The 14,660-nt window shown below is 71.0% G+C and carries 16 protein-coding genes and 1 pseudogene; 11 read left to right on the forward strand and 6 right to left on the reverse strand.

What is annotated here, in order from left to right; all coding sequences use genetic code 11:
• The first annotated feature begins 1 nt into the window (after position 1).
• From motA to B0A89_RS04095, 7 genes are all read left to right on the forward strand, one after another.
• Positions 2-868 carry a flagellar motor stator protein MotA gene (gene motA / locus B0A89_RS04070; protein WP_085377039.1) on the forward strand — a complete coding sequence of 289 codons (867 nt, stop codon included), beginning with the start codon at positions 2-4 and terminating at the stop codon, positions 866-868.
• Positions 865-1,134, forward strand: a complete 270-nt coding sequence (locus tag B0A89_RS04075; RefSeq protein ID WP_085377040.1) for a hypothetical protein — start codon at positions 865-867, stop codon at positions 1,132-1,134. The genes motA and B0A89_RS04075 overlap by 4 nt, the downstream gene beginning before the upstream one ends.
• Entirely contained in the window at positions 1,131-3,212 is a 2,082-nt protein-coding gene (locus B0A89_RS04080) for an FHIPEP family type III secretion protein (RefSeq protein ID WP_085377041.1), read from the forward strand. The genes B0A89_RS04075 and B0A89_RS04080 overlap by 4 nt, the downstream gene beginning before the upstream one ends.
• Positions 3,209-3,442, forward strand: coding sequence for a hypothetical protein (locus B0A89_RS15075; RefSeq protein ID WP_240558631.1), 234 nt, complete (start codon positions 3,209-3,211; stop codon positions 3,440-3,442). Before B0A89_RS04080 ends, B0A89_RS15075 begins: the two co-directional genes overlap by 4 nt.
• Positions 3,439-3,960, forward strand: coding sequence for a flagellar biosynthetic protein FliR (locus tag B0A89_RS04085; protein WP_240558632.1), 522 nt, complete (start codon positions 3,439-3,441; stop codon positions 3,958-3,960). The genes B0A89_RS15075 and B0A89_RS04085 overlap by 4 nt, the downstream gene beginning before the upstream one ends.
• Positions 3,957-5,051, forward strand: coding sequence for a flagellar type III secretion system protein FlhB (gene flhB, locus B0A89_RS04090; RefSeq protein WP_085377042.1), 1,095 nt, complete (start codon positions 3,957-3,959; stop codon positions 5,049-5,051). Before B0A89_RS04085 ends, flhB begins: the two co-directional genes overlap by 4 nt.
• An 88-nt stretch (positions 5,052-5,139) precedes the next feature.
• On the forward strand, positions 5,140-5,502 hold the full coding sequence (locus B0A89_RS04095) for a hypothetical protein (protein WP_157115236.1): 363 nt from the start codon (positions 5,140-5,142) through the stop codon (positions 5,500-5,502).
• A gap of 223 nt (positions 5,503-5,725) precedes the next feature.
• Here the strand turns inward: B0A89_RS04095 and B0A89_RS04100 are convergent, their stop codons facing one another.
• The 4 genes and pseudogenes from B0A89_RS04100 to B0A89_RS04115 all read right to left on the reverse strand — a co-directional run bounded on the left by B0A89_RS04100 (position 5,726) and on the right by B0A89_RS04115 (position 8,254).
• On the reverse strand, positions 5,726-6,169 hold the full coding sequence (locus tag B0A89_RS04100) for a GNAT family N-acetyltransferase (RefSeq protein ID WP_085377044.1): 444 nt from the start codon (positions 6,167-6,169) through the stop codon (positions 5,726-5,728).
• A 467-nt stretch (positions 6,170-6,636) separates the two neighbouring features.
• Positions 6,637-7,140 (reverse strand): annotated as a pseudogene (gene tsaB, locus B0A89_RS15440) (tRNA (adenosine(37)-N6)-threonylcarbamoyltransferase complex dimerization subunit type 1 TsaB); the annotation flags it as partial.
• Positions 7,141-7,147: 7 nt separating this feature from the next.
• Entirely contained in the window at positions 7,148-7,711 is a 564-nt protein-coding gene (locus B0A89_RS04110) for a NifU family protein (RefSeq protein WP_085377045.1), read from the reverse strand.
• A gap of 87 nt (positions 7,712-7,798) precedes the next feature.
• Positions 7,799-8,254 (reverse strand): universal stress protein, encoded by a 456-nt coding sequence (locus B0A89_RS04115; protein ID WP_085377046.1) that lies wholly within the window; start codon positions 8,252-8,254, stop codon positions 7,799-7,801.
• Positions 8,255-8,494: 240 nt separating this feature from the next.
• Between B0A89_RS04115 and B0A89_RS04120 the strand changes: the two genes are divergently transcribed.
• The gene (locus B0A89_RS04120) at positions 8,495-9,121 is read left to right on the forward strand and encodes a sugar transferase (RefSeq protein ID WP_085378742.1); all 627 of its coding nucleotides are present in this window, start codon (positions 8,495-8,497) and stop codon (positions 9,119-9,121) included.
• On the opposite strand, the gene truA is transcribed toward B0A89_RS04120, so the two are convergent.
• A complete protein-coding gene (truA, locus tag B0A89_RS04125; RefSeq protein WP_085377047.1) occupies positions 9,081-9,899 on the reverse strand; it encodes a tRNA pseudouridine(38-40) synthase TruA in 819 nt (272 codons plus the stop codon). The two genes, B0A89_RS04120 and truA, sit on opposite strands and share 41 nt — an antisense overlap.
• Positions 9,899-10,897 carry a 5-bromo-4-chloroindolyl phosphate hydrolysis family protein gene (locus B0A89_RS04130; protein WP_085377048.1) on the reverse strand — a complete coding sequence of 333 codons (999 nt, stop codon included), beginning with the start codon at positions 10,895-10,897 and terminating at the stop codon, positions 9,899-9,901. Before B0A89_RS04130 ends, truA begins: the two co-directional genes overlap by 1 nt.
• A 751-nt stretch (positions 10,898-11,648) precedes the next feature.
• Between B0A89_RS04130 and B0A89_RS04135 the strand changes: the two genes are divergently transcribed.
• The 3 genes from B0A89_RS04135 to B0A89_RS04145 are packed head-to-tail and all read left to right on the forward strand — an operon-like array spanning position 11,649 to position 14,618.
• A complete protein-coding gene (locus tag B0A89_RS04135) occupies positions 11,649-12,509 on the forward strand; it encodes a putative selenate ABC transporter substrate-binding protein (protein ID WP_085377049.1) in 861 nt (286 codons plus the stop codon).
• Entirely contained in the window at positions 12,506-13,171 is a 666-nt protein-coding gene (locus B0A89_RS04140; RefSeq protein WP_085377050.1) for an ATP-binding cassette domain-containing protein, read from the forward strand. Before B0A89_RS04135 ends, B0A89_RS04140 begins: the two co-directional genes overlap by 4 nt.
• On the forward strand, positions 13,161-14,618 hold the full coding sequence (locus tag B0A89_RS04145; protein ID WP_085377051.1) for a PhnE/PtxC family ABC transporter permease: 1,458 nt from the start codon (positions 13,161-13,163) through the stop codon (positions 14,616-14,618). The genes B0A89_RS04140 and B0A89_RS04145 overlap by 11 nt, the downstream gene beginning before the upstream one ends.
• Positions 14,619-14,660: the final 42 nt, after the last annotated feature.

Raw genomic sequence — 14,660 nt, forward strand, 5'->3', positions numbered from 1 at the left:
GATGTTCGGACTCATCGGAATCGTTCTGACCTTTGCCATGGTCTTCGGCGGCTACGTGCTTGCCGGCGGCAAGATGGGCGTGATCACGCATTCCCTGCCCTTCGAGATGATGATGATCGGGGGGGCTGCGGTCGGCTCGTTCCTGCTGTCCAATGACGGCTCGGTGATCAAGCACACCCTTCCCGGGATCATGCGGGCCTTCAAGGGCGCGCGCTGGCACGAGGCCGACAACACGCAGGTTCTGTGCCTGCTGTTCCAGCTGCTCAAACTGGCCCGCGCCAACCCCGTCGAGCTGGAGGAACATGTCGAAAACCCGCAAGCATCGGCGATTTTCCAGCAGTATCCTGCCATCCTCAAGGATGATCAGGCGGTCACGCTGATCACCGACACGCTGCGCTCGATCAGCCTCAACTATGACGATCCCTACCAGGTCGAGGACATGCTGACGCGCCGCATCAATCTGATGAAGGACGAGGCGATGCATGTCGCGCATGCCTTGCAGAACATGGCCGACGCGCTGCCTGCGCTTGGCATCGTTGCTGCGGTGCTGGGGGTCATCAAGACCATGGCCGCCATCGACCAACCGCCGGCGGTGCTGGGCGGGATGATCGGCGGCGCGCTGGTCGGGACGTTCCTGGGCGTGTTCCTGGCCTATGGCCTGGTGGCGCCGCTGGCGCAGCGTCTGGGCGCGGTGATGAAGCAGGATCTGGCCTTCTATGATGTCATCAAGTCGGTGCTGATCGCCGGCCTTCACCAGCATGCCACCAACCTGTGCGTCGAGGTCGGCCGGCAGGCGGCGCCCGAGCATCTGCGCCCGAGCTTCGTCGAGGTCGAGAACGCCCTGCGCGACATGAAGAAGGCCGCATGATGATCCCCGCTGCCATGCTGGTTCTTGCGCAGGCCCTGACCCCCGCCGCCCAGGCCTTTGTCGACGACGCGACGAACCGGCTGATTGCGGGCGAGGATCTCGCCCCAGACTTTCCCGTCCGCCTGCAGGCCTTGGACCCGGACGAACGGCTGATGGTCATCGTTCATCTGCGCCGTGCCGGATTCCTGGGCGATATCGTCATGCCGGTGGACTGGGTCCTCTCGCCCCCCGCCCGTCCCGCGCCTTCGGCAGAGCCGCGCCGATGAGCGCTGCGGTCGCCCCCGTCGCAGGCGGCATCGCCGCATCAGGCAAGCCGCTCGCCATCACCGGCGGGCTGGTGCTGGTGGTCATGTCGATGGTCATCCCGATGCCCGCCGCATTGCTGGATGTCGGCATCGCGCTGTCGATCGCGACCGGAACACTGATCCTCGTGATGGCCAGCGTCGTTCACCGGCCGACCGACTTTCAGGCATTCCCGGTGATGCTGCTGATCTCGCTTTTGCTGCGGCTGTCGCTGAACGTCTCGTCCACGCGGCTCATCCTGACGCAGGGCCACACCGGGCCGGACGCGGCGGGCGAGGTCATCAGCGGCTTTTCCCGCTTTGTCGCCGGCGGGTCGCTGATGGTGGGGATCACGGTCTTTGCCGTCATCTCGATCGTCAACTTCATGGTCATCACCAAGGGTTCGGGGCGCATGGCCGAGGTGTCGGCGCGCTTCGCGCTCGATTCGCTGCCCGGCAAGCAGCTTGCGATCGACGGCGACCTGAACTCGGGCGCCATCACCCATGACGAGGCAAAGCGGCGCCGCCTGCAGGATCAGCGCGAGATCAGCTTCTACGGCTCGCTCGACGGGGCATCCAAGTTCGTCAAGGGCGACGCGGTTGCGGGCCTCATCATCACGGCGGTCAACTTCTTCGTCGGGCTGGGCGTCGGTGTCGTGGGCCATGGCCTGCCGATCGGCGAGGCGCTGGCCACCTATTCGCAGCTGACGATCGGCGATGGGCTGGTCAGCCAGGTTCCGGCGCTGATCACATCGATGGCGGCGGCGCTGCTGCTCTCGCGCGGGGGCTCGACCGATTCGACCGCCGATCTGCTTTCCCAGCAGTTCACGCAAGGATGGCACGCGCCCGCCCTGGTCGCGATGGGCATGGTGGTGCTGGGCTTCGTGCCCGGCATGCCCACGCTGGTGTTTCTTGCCATCGCCGGCATCGCCGGCCTGTTCGCCTGGCGCAATGCCCGGCAGCCTGCGGCTGCGGCCGAACCGCCGCCGGGCCCCGCAGCACCCGCCGAGGACCGGCCGCGGATCGGCGATGTGCTCGACACCGACGAGATCTGCGTCGAGATCGGCCCCGAACTGATCGCCGCGGCGCTGGACCCGATCAGGGGCCTGGGCGGGCGCATCAACAACCTGCGCATCCACATCGCCCGCAGCTTCGGTGTGATCCTGCCCGAGGTCCGGATCACGGATGCGGTCGGCACGGCCGGGGGCGATTACGTCATCCGCGTTCACGGCGTCGTGCGCGCGCGCGGACAGCTGCACCCGGCGCTGATCCTGGCCTTGGGCAGCGAGGATGTCCTGGCCGGCATCGACGGGGAACGCACCCGCGAGCCGGTCTATGACAGCCCCGCCAAGTGGATTTCCCCTTCCCGGCAGGACGAGGCCGCCCTTGCCGGCGCCAGCGTGGTCACGCCGATGGAGGTTCTGTCCACCCATCTGATGGAGACGGTGAAATCGCAGCTGCCCGCGCTGCTGACCCTCGCCTCCCTGCAGCGTCTCATGCAGGAGCTTCGCAACCTCAGCGACCAGACCCGCGCCCAGGCCTATCAGCGGGTCTTTGACAACATGATCCCCGACAAGGTCACGCCCGAACATCTGCTCTCGGTGCTGCGCATCCTGCTCGAGGACCGCATCTCGATCCGCAACCTGCCCCTGATCGTCGAGGCGATCCACGAATCCCGCGCGCCCGACCCCGAAACCGCCGCCGAGTTCGTGCGCCGCCGGCTGCGCGGGCAGATCACCGAACAGCTCAGCGATGCTGACGGCCGGCTCGACATCGTGCAGCTTCAACCCGCCTGGGAGGCCGAGTTCCAGCGCGCCGACGCCGAGGCGGGGCGGGGCGGGGGGACGCTCGCCCCGCCGCTGATGCAGCGGATGATCGAGCGTCTGCGGGTGACGGCCGCTTCGCTGCCGCCCGAGGCGCAGCCTGCGCTGGTCGTCCCCGACCATCGCCGCCGGATGGTCCGCGCCATGGTCGCGGCCGCCGGGCTGGGCTGGCCGGTGCTGGGCATCGAGGAGGTGGACCCGCAGGCCAGGGTGCGGCTGCTGGGAACGGTCGAGCCATGAACGCGCCCGGACTGGCCGGATCGATCGAAGGGCTGCTGCTGCTTCTGCCGCTCTATGGCCGCGTGCAGGCGTTCCTGCTGGCCCTGCCGGCGACCGGCGAACGCCTGCTGCCGGTGCGGGTGCGTGCGGCGCTGGGGATGGCCGTGACGCCGCTGTTCGCCCCGATGCTTGACCCTGCCCCCCTCCGGCGCTGCCCGACCTTGCTGCGCAGGTCGCGGCCGAGGTCGTGACGGGCCTTGCCATGGGCCTGATGGTGCGCCTGCTCGCCATGGCGCTGGATGTCGCCTCGACGGTGCTGGCGCAAAGCGCCTCGATGACGGCCCTGCTGGGCATGTCCGAGGAGATGCCGCCCCATCCCATGGGCAATCTCATGCATCTTGCCGGGCTTGCGGTGCTGATGGCGATGGGGATGCCCGTGCTGGTCTGCCAGCTTCTCGCCGACAGCTTCGCGATCAAGCCCGCAGGCGCGTGGCCCGACATTGCCGTGCTGTGGCCGGGGGTGCTGTCGCTGGTCGTGCACGGGCTGGTGCTGGCCCTGTTGCTGGCCTCGCCCTTCGTGCTGGGGGGGCTGCTGTTCCAGATGCTTTCGGGGATCATCGCGCGGGTCATGCCGGCGATGCCGGTTGTGTTCGTCGCGGCGCCCGGTGCGATCATGCTGGCGCTGGTCGCGATGGCGCTGCTGATCCCCGGCATCCTTTCGATATGGGCCAGTGACCTGCTGTCATTCCAGCTGCCGGCCCTGCGATGAGCGGGGGCGAGGACAAGGACGATCGCCAGTATGAGCCGAGCGAGCACAAGCTGCGCAAGGCCCGCCAGCAGGGCGACATCCCGCGCTCGGCCGAGGCGACAGGGGCGCTGGCCTATCTGGGCTTTTACGGCGCTTTTGCCGTGCTGATGCCGGCTCTGGTGCCGCGCTGGATGGCGCTGGCCGAAAGGATGCTGGGCGATGAGGTGGCGCGCGGGGGCGATCCGGGAATGGCGGCGCCGCTGGTGCTGCTGTCGGCCGGGCTGGTGCTGGCGGCCGCGGCGCTGCCGGCGATGCTGGTCCTTCTGGGGCTGGTGGTGCAGCGGGGCCTGGTCTTCACCCCCTCGCGCATCGCCCCCGACATCAAGCGCATCGACCCCTTCCGCAACGCCGCGCAGAAATTCGGCAGGACCGGCCTTGTCAGCTTTGCGATTTCGCTCGGCAAGCTCGCGGCGGTCGCCACGGGGGGCGTGCTGCTGTTCAGGACGCTGGGCACGACGATCGCGCAGGCTGCTGCGATGACGGCCGCGGCCTGGATGCAGGCGCTGCCGCTGCTGGTGGGGCAGGTGCTCAGGCTGGCGCTGGGGGTCGCGGCCGTCTTTGCCGCGGTGGACCTGCTGTGGAAGCATCTCGACTTTCGCCGGCGCAACCGGATGACCCGGCAGGAGATGCAGGACGAGCACAAGGACAGCGAGGGCGATCCCCATCTCAAGGCGGCGCGGCGGCAGAGGGCCGTGGATCTGGCGCTCGGCTCGATGCTGGCCGATGTCGAACGTGCGGATGTGGTGATCGTCAACCCCACCCATTATGCCGTGGCGCTGGAATGGAAGCGGGGCAGCGGCCGGGCCCCGGTCTGTCTGGCCAAGGGGGTTGACGAGGTTGCGGCCCGCATCCGCGACCGCGCCCGCGACCACAGGGTTCCGATCTGGTCCGATCCGCCCTGCGCGCGCGCCCTGCATGCCGGGGTCAGGATCGGCGAGGAGGTGCCGCGCGAACAGTTCGGCCCGGTTGCGGCGGCAATCCGCTTTGCCAGCGCAATGCGCGCCAGGGCCCGCCAAGGCTATGAAGGCGCCCTCGAGGGAGGCGCGGGATGACCCGGCAGGCTGCGGCGGCGCGGCGCGGCGGCCCATCGCCGGCCCGCGGGGCGGGGGCGGGCGCCTGATGGGCAGCAGGGATCGGCAGATGGCCGAGCTTGCGCGTATCGCCCGCCTGCAGGCCGATCTGGAACTGCGCCGTTACGCCGGCTATCGCGGCCATGCCGAGGCCATGCGCCGCCATGTCGAGGATACGCGCGAGGAACTGACCGCGGCGATGGCGGCCCCGGCCTCGGACAGGCTGGACCAGTGGCGTCTTGCAACGGCCCTTGTGGGCTATCGCGCCGGCCAGCTGCACCAGGCCGAGGAAGCCCTGCGGCGGATGCAGCCTGCCCTGGACGCCGCGCGCGCCGCAGCCGCGACCGCCTTCGGCCGGGCCGAAGCGATCGCCGAACTGCGGCGCCTGACCGCCCGGCAGGAACAGGAACAAAAGGCCCGGCGAACATCGTGAAAGCGGGCGCAGGCGGGCATGCCGGTCCGCGCTCCCATCCGCTCGGGGCCTGCCGCAATGCTGGACCACTGACGCCTCAACGCCGGAGCCAACGAATGACCGGCTGCTCCATGACCGCGCCGGCAGGGTTCTTGGCCGCCTGGGTCAGCAGGTCTTGCCCTTGCAGCCGCTCAAAGGGGGGCCGCACCCGCCCCCTTTCGCAAGGCAAGATCTGCCTTGCCCCTCAAGGCCCCAGGCCCCCGCCTGCGGATGCAGGCCCGTCCGGGCCGCACAGGCCGGTCCGCATCACCACCGCATCCAGACCCGGCGCATAGTAATCGCGCCGCCGTCCGGCGGGCGTCCAGCCGGTTGCGCCATAGAGCGACAGGGCGGCCGCATTGTCGGAGGCGACCTCGAGAAAGGCCGCGGCCGCACCGGCCTGCCCTGCGCGGGAAAGAAAGCGGTTCACCAGCGCCCGCCCGACGCCGCTCCGCCGACAGGCGGGGGGAACGGCGATCGTCAGCAGCTCGGCCTCGTCCGCGATCACGCGGCCGAGCAGAAATCCCCCACCTGCCGTCAGCAGCAGCGCCCCAGGGGCGGCGGCCAGATCGGCGAATTCACGGGCCGACCAGGGACGGGGATGGCGAAAACAGACGGCGTGCAGCGCCGCAAGCGCCTCGGGTGTCACGGCAGGATCACGGGCGCAGGATCGCGCGGCGGGGCTGCGTCGGCGGGCCGCAGATAAAGCGGGGCCGGCCGGGGCGCGGGCAGCGCGCGGGCAAGCCGCCCGGCCGCGACAAGGGCCACCCCCACGGCGGCCGGCCAGGGCGGCACCAGCGGCGCGGGCCCTGGGGGCAGGCCGCCGATGCGCCCGATCCTCGGGCCCCCGGCCGAGGCTGCCGCCGCAGGCTGTGGGGCCGGGCGCGCCGCCGTGCCGGCCTCGGACCCGCCCGCTGCACCGGCGGGATGGGCGGTCGCCGCAGCCGCGCCTGCCTCTGCCGGGCCGGCCTCTGCCGCGTCTGCTGCAACGGCGCCAGCCTCTGCCATGCCCGCTTCAGCCGCGCCGGCCCCTGCCGCGCCGTCTGCTTGCGCGCCTGTTCCTTCCATGGCGGCTTGGGCCATGCTGGCTTCTGCCGCGCCTGCGCGCCCGCCCATGGCCGCCTCAGCCGCGTCCTCGCCTGCCGCACTCGGCTTTGCCCCGTCGGCTGCCCCCGAACCGGCAAGGGGCGGCCAGGGCGCGTCGCCTGCGGCAGGCTCCGGCGCGCTGCCGGCTGCAAAATCTTCCCAGGCGATCTCGTCGCCGCGCAAAGGAACGACGGCGCGGCAGGGGCGCGGGGCGCCGGCAGCGGCGCTTTCGGTGGCGCTGACGCCATGGGCGGGCACGCCCAGCGAAAGGGCGAGCCCGCGCGCCGCAGCAACCGCGATGCGCACCCCGGTAAAGTTCCCCGGCCCCACGCCCACACCGATCGCCGCCAGATCGGACCAGCCGATCCCCGCCTCGGACAGCACCGATTCGATCAGCGGAAACAACCGCTCGGCCTGGCCGCGGGCCATCGGCTCGGTCCGGCTGGCCAGCACGCGCCCCTCCAGGACGACGGCGGCCGCGCAATGCGCGGCCGATGTGTCGAAGCCAAGGACGAACGGCGCGGATGCCGGCATTGCCCGATCAGGCAACGGGCCGCACCTCGACTACCTCGGGGATGTAATGGCGCAGCAGGTTTTCGATACCCATCTTCAGCGTCAGCGTGGACGAGGGGCAGCCGGCGCAGGCGCCCTGCATGTGCAGATAGACGATCCCGCGATCAAACCCGTGAAAGGTGATGTCCCCGCCGTCCTGGGCGACGGCCGGGCGCACGCGCGTATCCAGCAGTTCCTTGATCTGGCCGACGATGGCGGAATCGGGGCCGTCCTGATCGGCATGTCCCCCCGCCACGGCCGCGCCCGTTTCCGACACCGCAGGCTGGCCGGATTGATAGTGATCCATGATGGCGCCCAGGATCGAGGGCTTGATCTGGTCCCAGATCGCCTCGTCGGTCTTGGTCACGGTCACGAAATCCGATCCCAGGAAGACCCCGCTGACGCTGCCCAGCGCAAAGATGCGCGCCGCCAGCGGGCTGGCCGCCGCGGCCTCGCGGCTTGGGAAATCGGCGGTGCCTGCCGCCAGGACCGTCTCGCCGGGAAGGAATTTCAGCGTGGCGGGGTTCGGCGTTGTCTCGGTCTGAATGAACATGGGGCGCGCTCCTGCTGCGGTGCCGATATGGTTGCGCGCACCCTGCTTCGTCAAGGTCGCGCCATGCGCGGGGCGCGGCGCGGCCGGTCAGGTGATCTGTTCGAGCCGTTCGCGCGAGATGCTGCCGGGCACGATCGTCAGCGGGCAGGGCAGCGCCGAGATCTCGCGCATCATGCGGGTGATCAGCGGCCCCGGCCCGCCCGATCCGGTCGCCGCGGCCAGCACCAGAACGCCGATATCGCCATCCGCGCCGATCTGCGCCAGCAGCTCGGTCGCCGGGTCGCCTTCGCGCACAACCAGTTCGGGCTCGATGCGCGGCCGATCGCGCATCCATTTCGCGTAAACCTCGAATTGCGCCTCGATCCGCTCGCGCGCCTCGGCGCGCATCACCTCGGCCACGCCGAAGCCGTGCTGGATGTCATCGGCCGGGATGACCCCCAGCGCCTGCACCGCCCCCCCGGTCGAGGCCGCGCGCATCGCGGCATAGCGGACCGCGTTCAGGCATTCGTTGCTGTCATCCAGCACGACCAGAAACTTTCGCATCCCACAACTCCCCGTCAGGGCCCAAGGGTGGCAAAAGCGCGCCGACTCCTCAAGTCTGGGGAAAATCGCCGCATGGCGCGTTTGCATCACCCGGCCGGCATGCTATGCGCGCCCCATCCGGTCAGGAGTGCGAGACGCGTGACCATCCAGCACGATTGGGAAGCGGCCAGTGCGCCCGGGTTGACCCCCGTGCGCGCGTCCATCAGGCTTGCCGATCCGGCGGTTGACCGGGGTGCGCGCATGACGCTGGGCAAGCGGCTGTTCGATGTGGTCCTGGCGCTGCTGCTGCTGCTGCCGTTGTCGGTGGTCATGCTGGTGGTGGCCGGGCTGCTGGCCGTGTTCGAGGGGCGCCCGATCCTTTACGTGTCCGAACGGATGCGGGCGCCGGGCCAGCCCTTCAAGCTCATCAAGTTCCGCACCATGAGCCATGTGGCCGATGATGGCGGCGCGACCGGCGCGCACAAGGCCTGGCGCATCAGCCGGATGGGGCGGTTCCTGCGCCGCAGCCGCATCGACGAATTGCCCCAGCTGTTCAATATCCTCATGGGCGACATGAGCTTTGTCGGCCCGCGCCCCCCCTTGCGCGAATATGTCGAACGCTTTCCGCGCCGCTATGCCGAGGTGCTGCGGACCCGTCCCGGCGTCACCGGGCTGGCCACGCTGATCTATCACGCGCATGAGGATCGCATCCTCGCCCGCTGCCACACCGCCGAGGCGACCGAGGCGGCCTATTACCGGCGCTGCCTGCCGACCAAGCTGCGGCTGGACCGCATCTATCAGCGCCGCCGGACGCTGGCGCTGGATCTGTGGATCATCGCCAATACGGTCATGACGGTGATCCGGCCCGGATGGGTGCGCCGCCGCTGATCGCGGCGAAGGGATCACCCGGATAATCCACCCCCACCAGATAGAGGCCCTGCGGCGGGCAGACCGGGCCGCAGGCCGCCCGGTCGCGCGCCGCCAGCGCATCGGCCACCCGGCCCGGCGGCCAGGCGCCCGCCCCGACCCGCTCCAGCGTGCCGACGATCGAGCGCACCTGGTTGTGCAGGAAGGACGGCGCGGCCAGGTGAAAGCGGTATTCGGTTCCGTGCGGCACGGGATGTTCGGTGATCTCGATTCGGTCCAGCGTCTTGAGCGGGCTGCGCGCCTGGCACATGGTTGAACGGAAGGTGGTGAAATCGTGCCGCCCGACCAGATGCGCCGCCCCCTCGCGCATCGCGCCGGCATCCAGCGGATGCCTGACCTGCCAGACGAGGCCGCGTTCAAGCACCGAGGGCGCGCGCCGCGCCAGCAGGCGGAACAGATAGCGCCGCCCCCTGGCCGAAAAACGGGCGTGGAAATCGCCGGGCACCTCTGCCGCCGCCAGGATGGCGACGGGCGCCGGCCCCAGATGCCAGTTCAGCGCCTCGGTCAGGCGGAACGGGTCCCATGGGCGCGCCAGATCGGCATGGGCCACCTGCCCCGTCGCATGGACCCCGGCATCGGTGCGCCCCGCCGCCGCGATCCGGGCGCCGGCGGCAAAACCCGGGTCCAGCCGCGCCAGCGCGGCCTCGATCGTGCCCTGCACCGAGGGCTGGCTCGCCTGCGCCTGCCAGCCGGCAAAGGGCCCGCCGTCATATTCGACCTTGAAGGCATAGCGCGGCATCAGCGGCTGCGGTCGCGGATCGTCTCGCGCAGGGCTGCGCCGAAGGTCTGGGCGGCCGTCGGCTCGGGACGGTTTTCCAGCCCCAGGGGCGGGGCGGTCACGCCCTCGCGGGCCAGCCGCTCGCGCAGGACCTCGATCTCGATGTCCAGATCGGTTCGCCCGCCCTGGTGCAACTGGCCCACCAGCGCGGAAAAGCTGCGCTCCAGATCGTCCAGCAGCGCCTCATAGTCGCTGCGGGCGCGGGGGTCGCGGGTCTGGGCGTAAAGATCGGCGAACTTGGCCGTCGCATCGCGCGCACCCTGCAGATAGACGCCCAGATAACGGCGGGCCGCGCCCAGCCCGGCGGGATCGCGTTCGACCAGATCGAACAGGCTGCGGGCGGTCGCGGCAAAGCCGGCGACGCGCGCCTCGAGCCGGCGATCGCCGGTGCGCAGGATCGCGCCCGACATGGCGCGCAGATGGGCCTCGGCCCCCTCGACCATGCGGGCGGCGCGGTCCTGCTGAAAGCTGTCCACGCCCTCCATGCCCTTGTCGCGCATCGGATCGGGGCCAAAGGCCAGCCAGTGCAGCAGCGCCCCCGTCACGCCCATGACCGCCGCAGAGCCGAGGGCGGCCGGCTCAGCGGTGCCCACCGCAAGGCCCAGCCCGGTCAGGATGCCGCCGAACAGCTTGCGCGGGATGGCGGGGCGGCGCGCCACGCGGCGGGCGTCATAGGCCGCCTCGGCGCGCAGCCCCTCGCGCGTCAGCCACATGGCGCCCGCCGTCAGGCCGAAGGCGCCCAGATTCGCCGCCATCCCGAACGGATCGTGAAAGGGGGCGGAGAGCAGGAACGGCGTCGCCATGGCCGTCACCCAGGCTGTGCGGGATTCGTGAGGGTGCCGCGCCGCCGCGGCCGGCCGGGGCGGCGTGCCCGCCGCCCTGTCCCCCGCCCCGGCCGCTGCCGGCCCGTCCGGCTCCCGCCCGTCCGGCGAATAGCGTCCCCCGAAACGCCTTGCCATGCCCGCCCCCTTCAGCCCAGCCCCAGCGAGGCATAAAGCGTCACGCCCATCAGCAGGAAGAACGACAGGCGCTGCATGGCATGGCGGGACATCGAAAGACCTTTCCTTGCGCGCATCCGGGGCGCGCAGCGAATATGGGGCACGATCGGCGCCGGGGGAAGGGCGTGCCCGGCAGGATCGCCCCGCCGCGCCGTTCCGCCGCGCCTTTGTGACCAGCGGGCGGCAAACAGGCGCAGGTGGCCCCGCCTTGGCCCGGCCGCCCTGGCAGCGGGCAGGCGGCCGCGCGGCGGGCCGCCGGGCGCCGTCAGATGCGCGGCAGCTTCGCTTGGATGACAAAAGGGGGCAAGATCGGCGCAGGCGGGGCCGGGCTCGGGCACGGGGACTGCCGGGCGGAAGCGGGGCGGGCACTGCGCGCCGCCAGGCGCGCCCCTTGCCGGGGGCGGCCTGCGCGGCGAGGCTGCCCTGCCCCCTGCTTTGCCGCCACGCCCTTCACCATGCTGCGCCCAAGGCAAGGGCCGGGGGTGTCATTCAGCATCCGGCGCGCCTGGCAAGCCGCCCTGCCCGCGCCGCCCCGGTCCTGCCCGGCCCGGTTGCTTGCCAGGCCGCGCGCGTTGCGACATAGTCCGCCCCGACGATCCGATGCGCGGTCCGCACTCCGATCCTGCCGAGGGCCGAAGGGCTGGCGCAGTCATCCGGGAACCATGTTCCGGGGTTCATCGTCCGCGATCATCTTTCAACCTTCGGAGGGTTCATGCGTTTCCTGCGCACCATCGCGGCTGCCGCCGCCTGCCTGCTGTCCGCCGCCGCGGCCTCGGCCGAGACGCTGTATTTCTCGGCCATCCCCGACGAGGACGCGACCGCCCTGACGGCCCGCTTTTCCAAAATCGCCGATTATCTGTCCGGCAAGCTGGGCGTCGATGTCCGGTTCGTGCCGGTCAAGTCCTACCCTGCCGCCGTCACCGCCTTCACCAACGATCAGGTCCAGCTGGCCTGGTTCGGGGGGCTGACCTCGGTTCAGGCCCGGCTGAGGAATCCGGGCGCGCGGTCGATCGCCCAGGGGCGCGAGGATACGGACTTCGTCGCCTATCTGATCGCCAATACCGCCACGGGGCTGCAGCCTTCGGCCGATTTCCCGATGAATGCCAAGGGGATGAGCCTGACCTTCGGCGCCAAGACCTCGACATCGGGGCGGCTGATGCCCGAATACCATGTCCGCAAGGCGACCGGCGGGGCGCCCGAGGCGTTCTTTTCCACCGTGGGCTTTTCGGGCGATCACAGCCAGACGCTGCGGCTGGTCGCCTCCGGGGCCTATCAGCTGGGCTTCCTGAACTATGCCGTCTATGACAAGGCCGCCGCCGACAAGGCGCCCGAGATCGAGACCGCCCGCGTCATCTGGAAGACCCCGCCCTTCCCCGACTACAACTGGGTGATCCGGGGCGACGCGGACAAGCGCTTCGGCGAAGGCTTTACGCAGAAGGTTCAGGACGCGCTGGTCGGCATGACCGATCCCGATCTGCTGGCATCCTTCCCGCGCGAGGCGTTCATCCCCGCCACCAACGAGGAATACGCCCCCATCGAGCAGACCGCGAAGGAGCTGGGCCTGCTGGAATGATGCTGGCCCGCCTTGACGGCGAGACGCTGGGCCATGGCGGCGCCGCGGTGCTGCCTGATGTCAGGCTCGGCCTTTCGGCGGGCGAGCGGCTGGTGCTGCTGGGCCGGTCGGGGTCGGGCAAGACCACGCTGCTGAACGCTCTGCACGAACGGCTGATGGCGGGCGGGCACCGCGTGGCGCTGGCCCCGCAGGATTATGCGCTGGTTCCCCAGCTGTCGGTGCTGCGCAACACCCTGATGGGGCGGCTGGACGATCACGGCGCCATCGCCAATCTGGTGACGCTGATCCGCCCCGGACGGGCGCGCCGGGCCGAGGCCGCGCCCCTGCTGGGCCGGCTGGGCCTTGACGGGCTGATCGACCGGCCGGTGCAGTCGCTGTCGGGCGGCCAGCGCCAGCGCACCGCGCTGGCCCGCGCCCTCTATCGCGGCGGCGCGGTGCTGATCGCGGACGAGCCGGTGTCGGCGGTGGACGAGACCCAGGCCGAGGCGCTGCTGGCCCTGATGGGCGAGCGGTTCCCCACCAGCGTCCTTGCGCTGCATGACGTGGCGCTCGCGCGCGCCCATGCGACCCGGCTGATCGGCCTGCGGGCGGGCCGCATCGCGTTCGACGCCCCGCCCGCCAGGGTCGATCCGGCCGCGATCGAGGCGCTGTATGCGGCCTGAGCGGCTGGGCAGCGGGGCCGTCATCGGCGGCTGCCTGGGGCTGGCGCTGCTGGCGCTGCCCTTTGCGGACCTGGCATCCTCGGTGCCGCAGTCGGGCGCGGCGATGCTGCGGATGCTCAGGGGCTTCGTGACGCCGGACTTCTCGGCGATCGAGGACATGGGCGGCGCCCTTGCCTCGACCCTCGCCTTCGCGCTGGCCGGGGTCGCGGCGGGGGCGGCAGGGGGCTTTGCGCTGGCGCCGTTCTGGCACCGGCGAGGGGTGCGCGCGCTGTCCACCGCGCTGCGCTCGGTGCATGAGCTGTTCTGGGCGCTGGTGCTGATGCAGGTGCTGGGCATCAGCCCGGCCGCCGGGGTGCTGGCCATCGCCCTGCCCTATGCGGGGATCTTCGCCAAGGTCTTTGCCGAACAGATCGAGGAGGCCGACCCCCGCCCTGCGCAGCTGCTGCCGCCCCGCACCGATGCGCTCAGCCGCTTTCTGTGGGCGCGGCTGCCGCTGGTCGCGCCGGCGATGCTGTCCTATCTGCTCTATCGCGTGGAATGCGGGCTGCGATCCTCGGCGGTGCTGGGCTTCATCGGGCTGCCGACGCTGGGGTTCCAGCTTGATACATTCTTCCGGCAGGGCGCCTATTCCGCCGCCGGCGCGATCATGGCGATCTATATCCTGCTGATCGCCACGCTGCGCCTGTGGCTGCGGCCCCGCGCGCTGGCGCTGTGGATCGGGGGGGCGGCGCTGTGGCTGGCGCAGATCGCCCATCCCCCGATGGGCGGCGGGGCGCTGTGGCGCTTTGTGACCCAGGACATCATCCCCGCCCCCCTGCGCATGGGCGCGGGAGCGGGCGCATTCCTGTCGTGGCTGGGCAATATCCTGCGCCACGAGGCGCTGCCCGGCACGCTGGCCACGCTGATCGTGGGGCAGATCGCGCTGGCGCTGACCGGGATGCTGGCCTTTGCCGGCTTTGCCGCCGTCGTGCCGCGGGTGGCGGGCCGCGCCCGTCCCCTGGGCCATCTGCTGCTGGTCGTGCTGCGGTCCTTTCCCGAATACATGCTGGCCTATCTGTTCCTGCAGCTGCTGGGTCCGTCGATGCTGCCGGCGATCCTGGCGCTGGCGCTGCACAACGGGGCGATCATCGCCCATCTGCTGGGGCGCGAGGCGATGCTGCTGCCCCTGCGGCCGGATGCGCCGCGCGGGCTGGTGCTGTGGGCATGGGAACTGGCGCCGCGCCTGTCGGGGCGGTTCGTGGCGCTGTGCCTTTATCGGTGGGAAATCATCCTGCGCGAGACGGCGGTCATGGGTCTGCTGGGGGTGGCGACGCTGGGCTTTTACATCGACAGCGCCCTGGCCGAGCTGCGGGTGGACCGGGTACTGGTGCTGCTGGCCGGGGCCATGGCGATCACCGCCGGGGCCGACGCCGTCTCGCGCGCGATCCGCCGCCGCATGCGGGGCTGAGCGCGCGGGCGCATCCCCGCCCGGTTCCCCGCGCCTGTTCCC

The organism is Paracoccus contaminans (genome assembly GCF_002105555.1).
Taxonomy (GTDB): domain Bacteria; phylum Pseudomonadota; class Alphaproteobacteria; order Rhodobacterales; family Rhodobacteraceae; genus Paracoccus; species Paracoccus contaminans.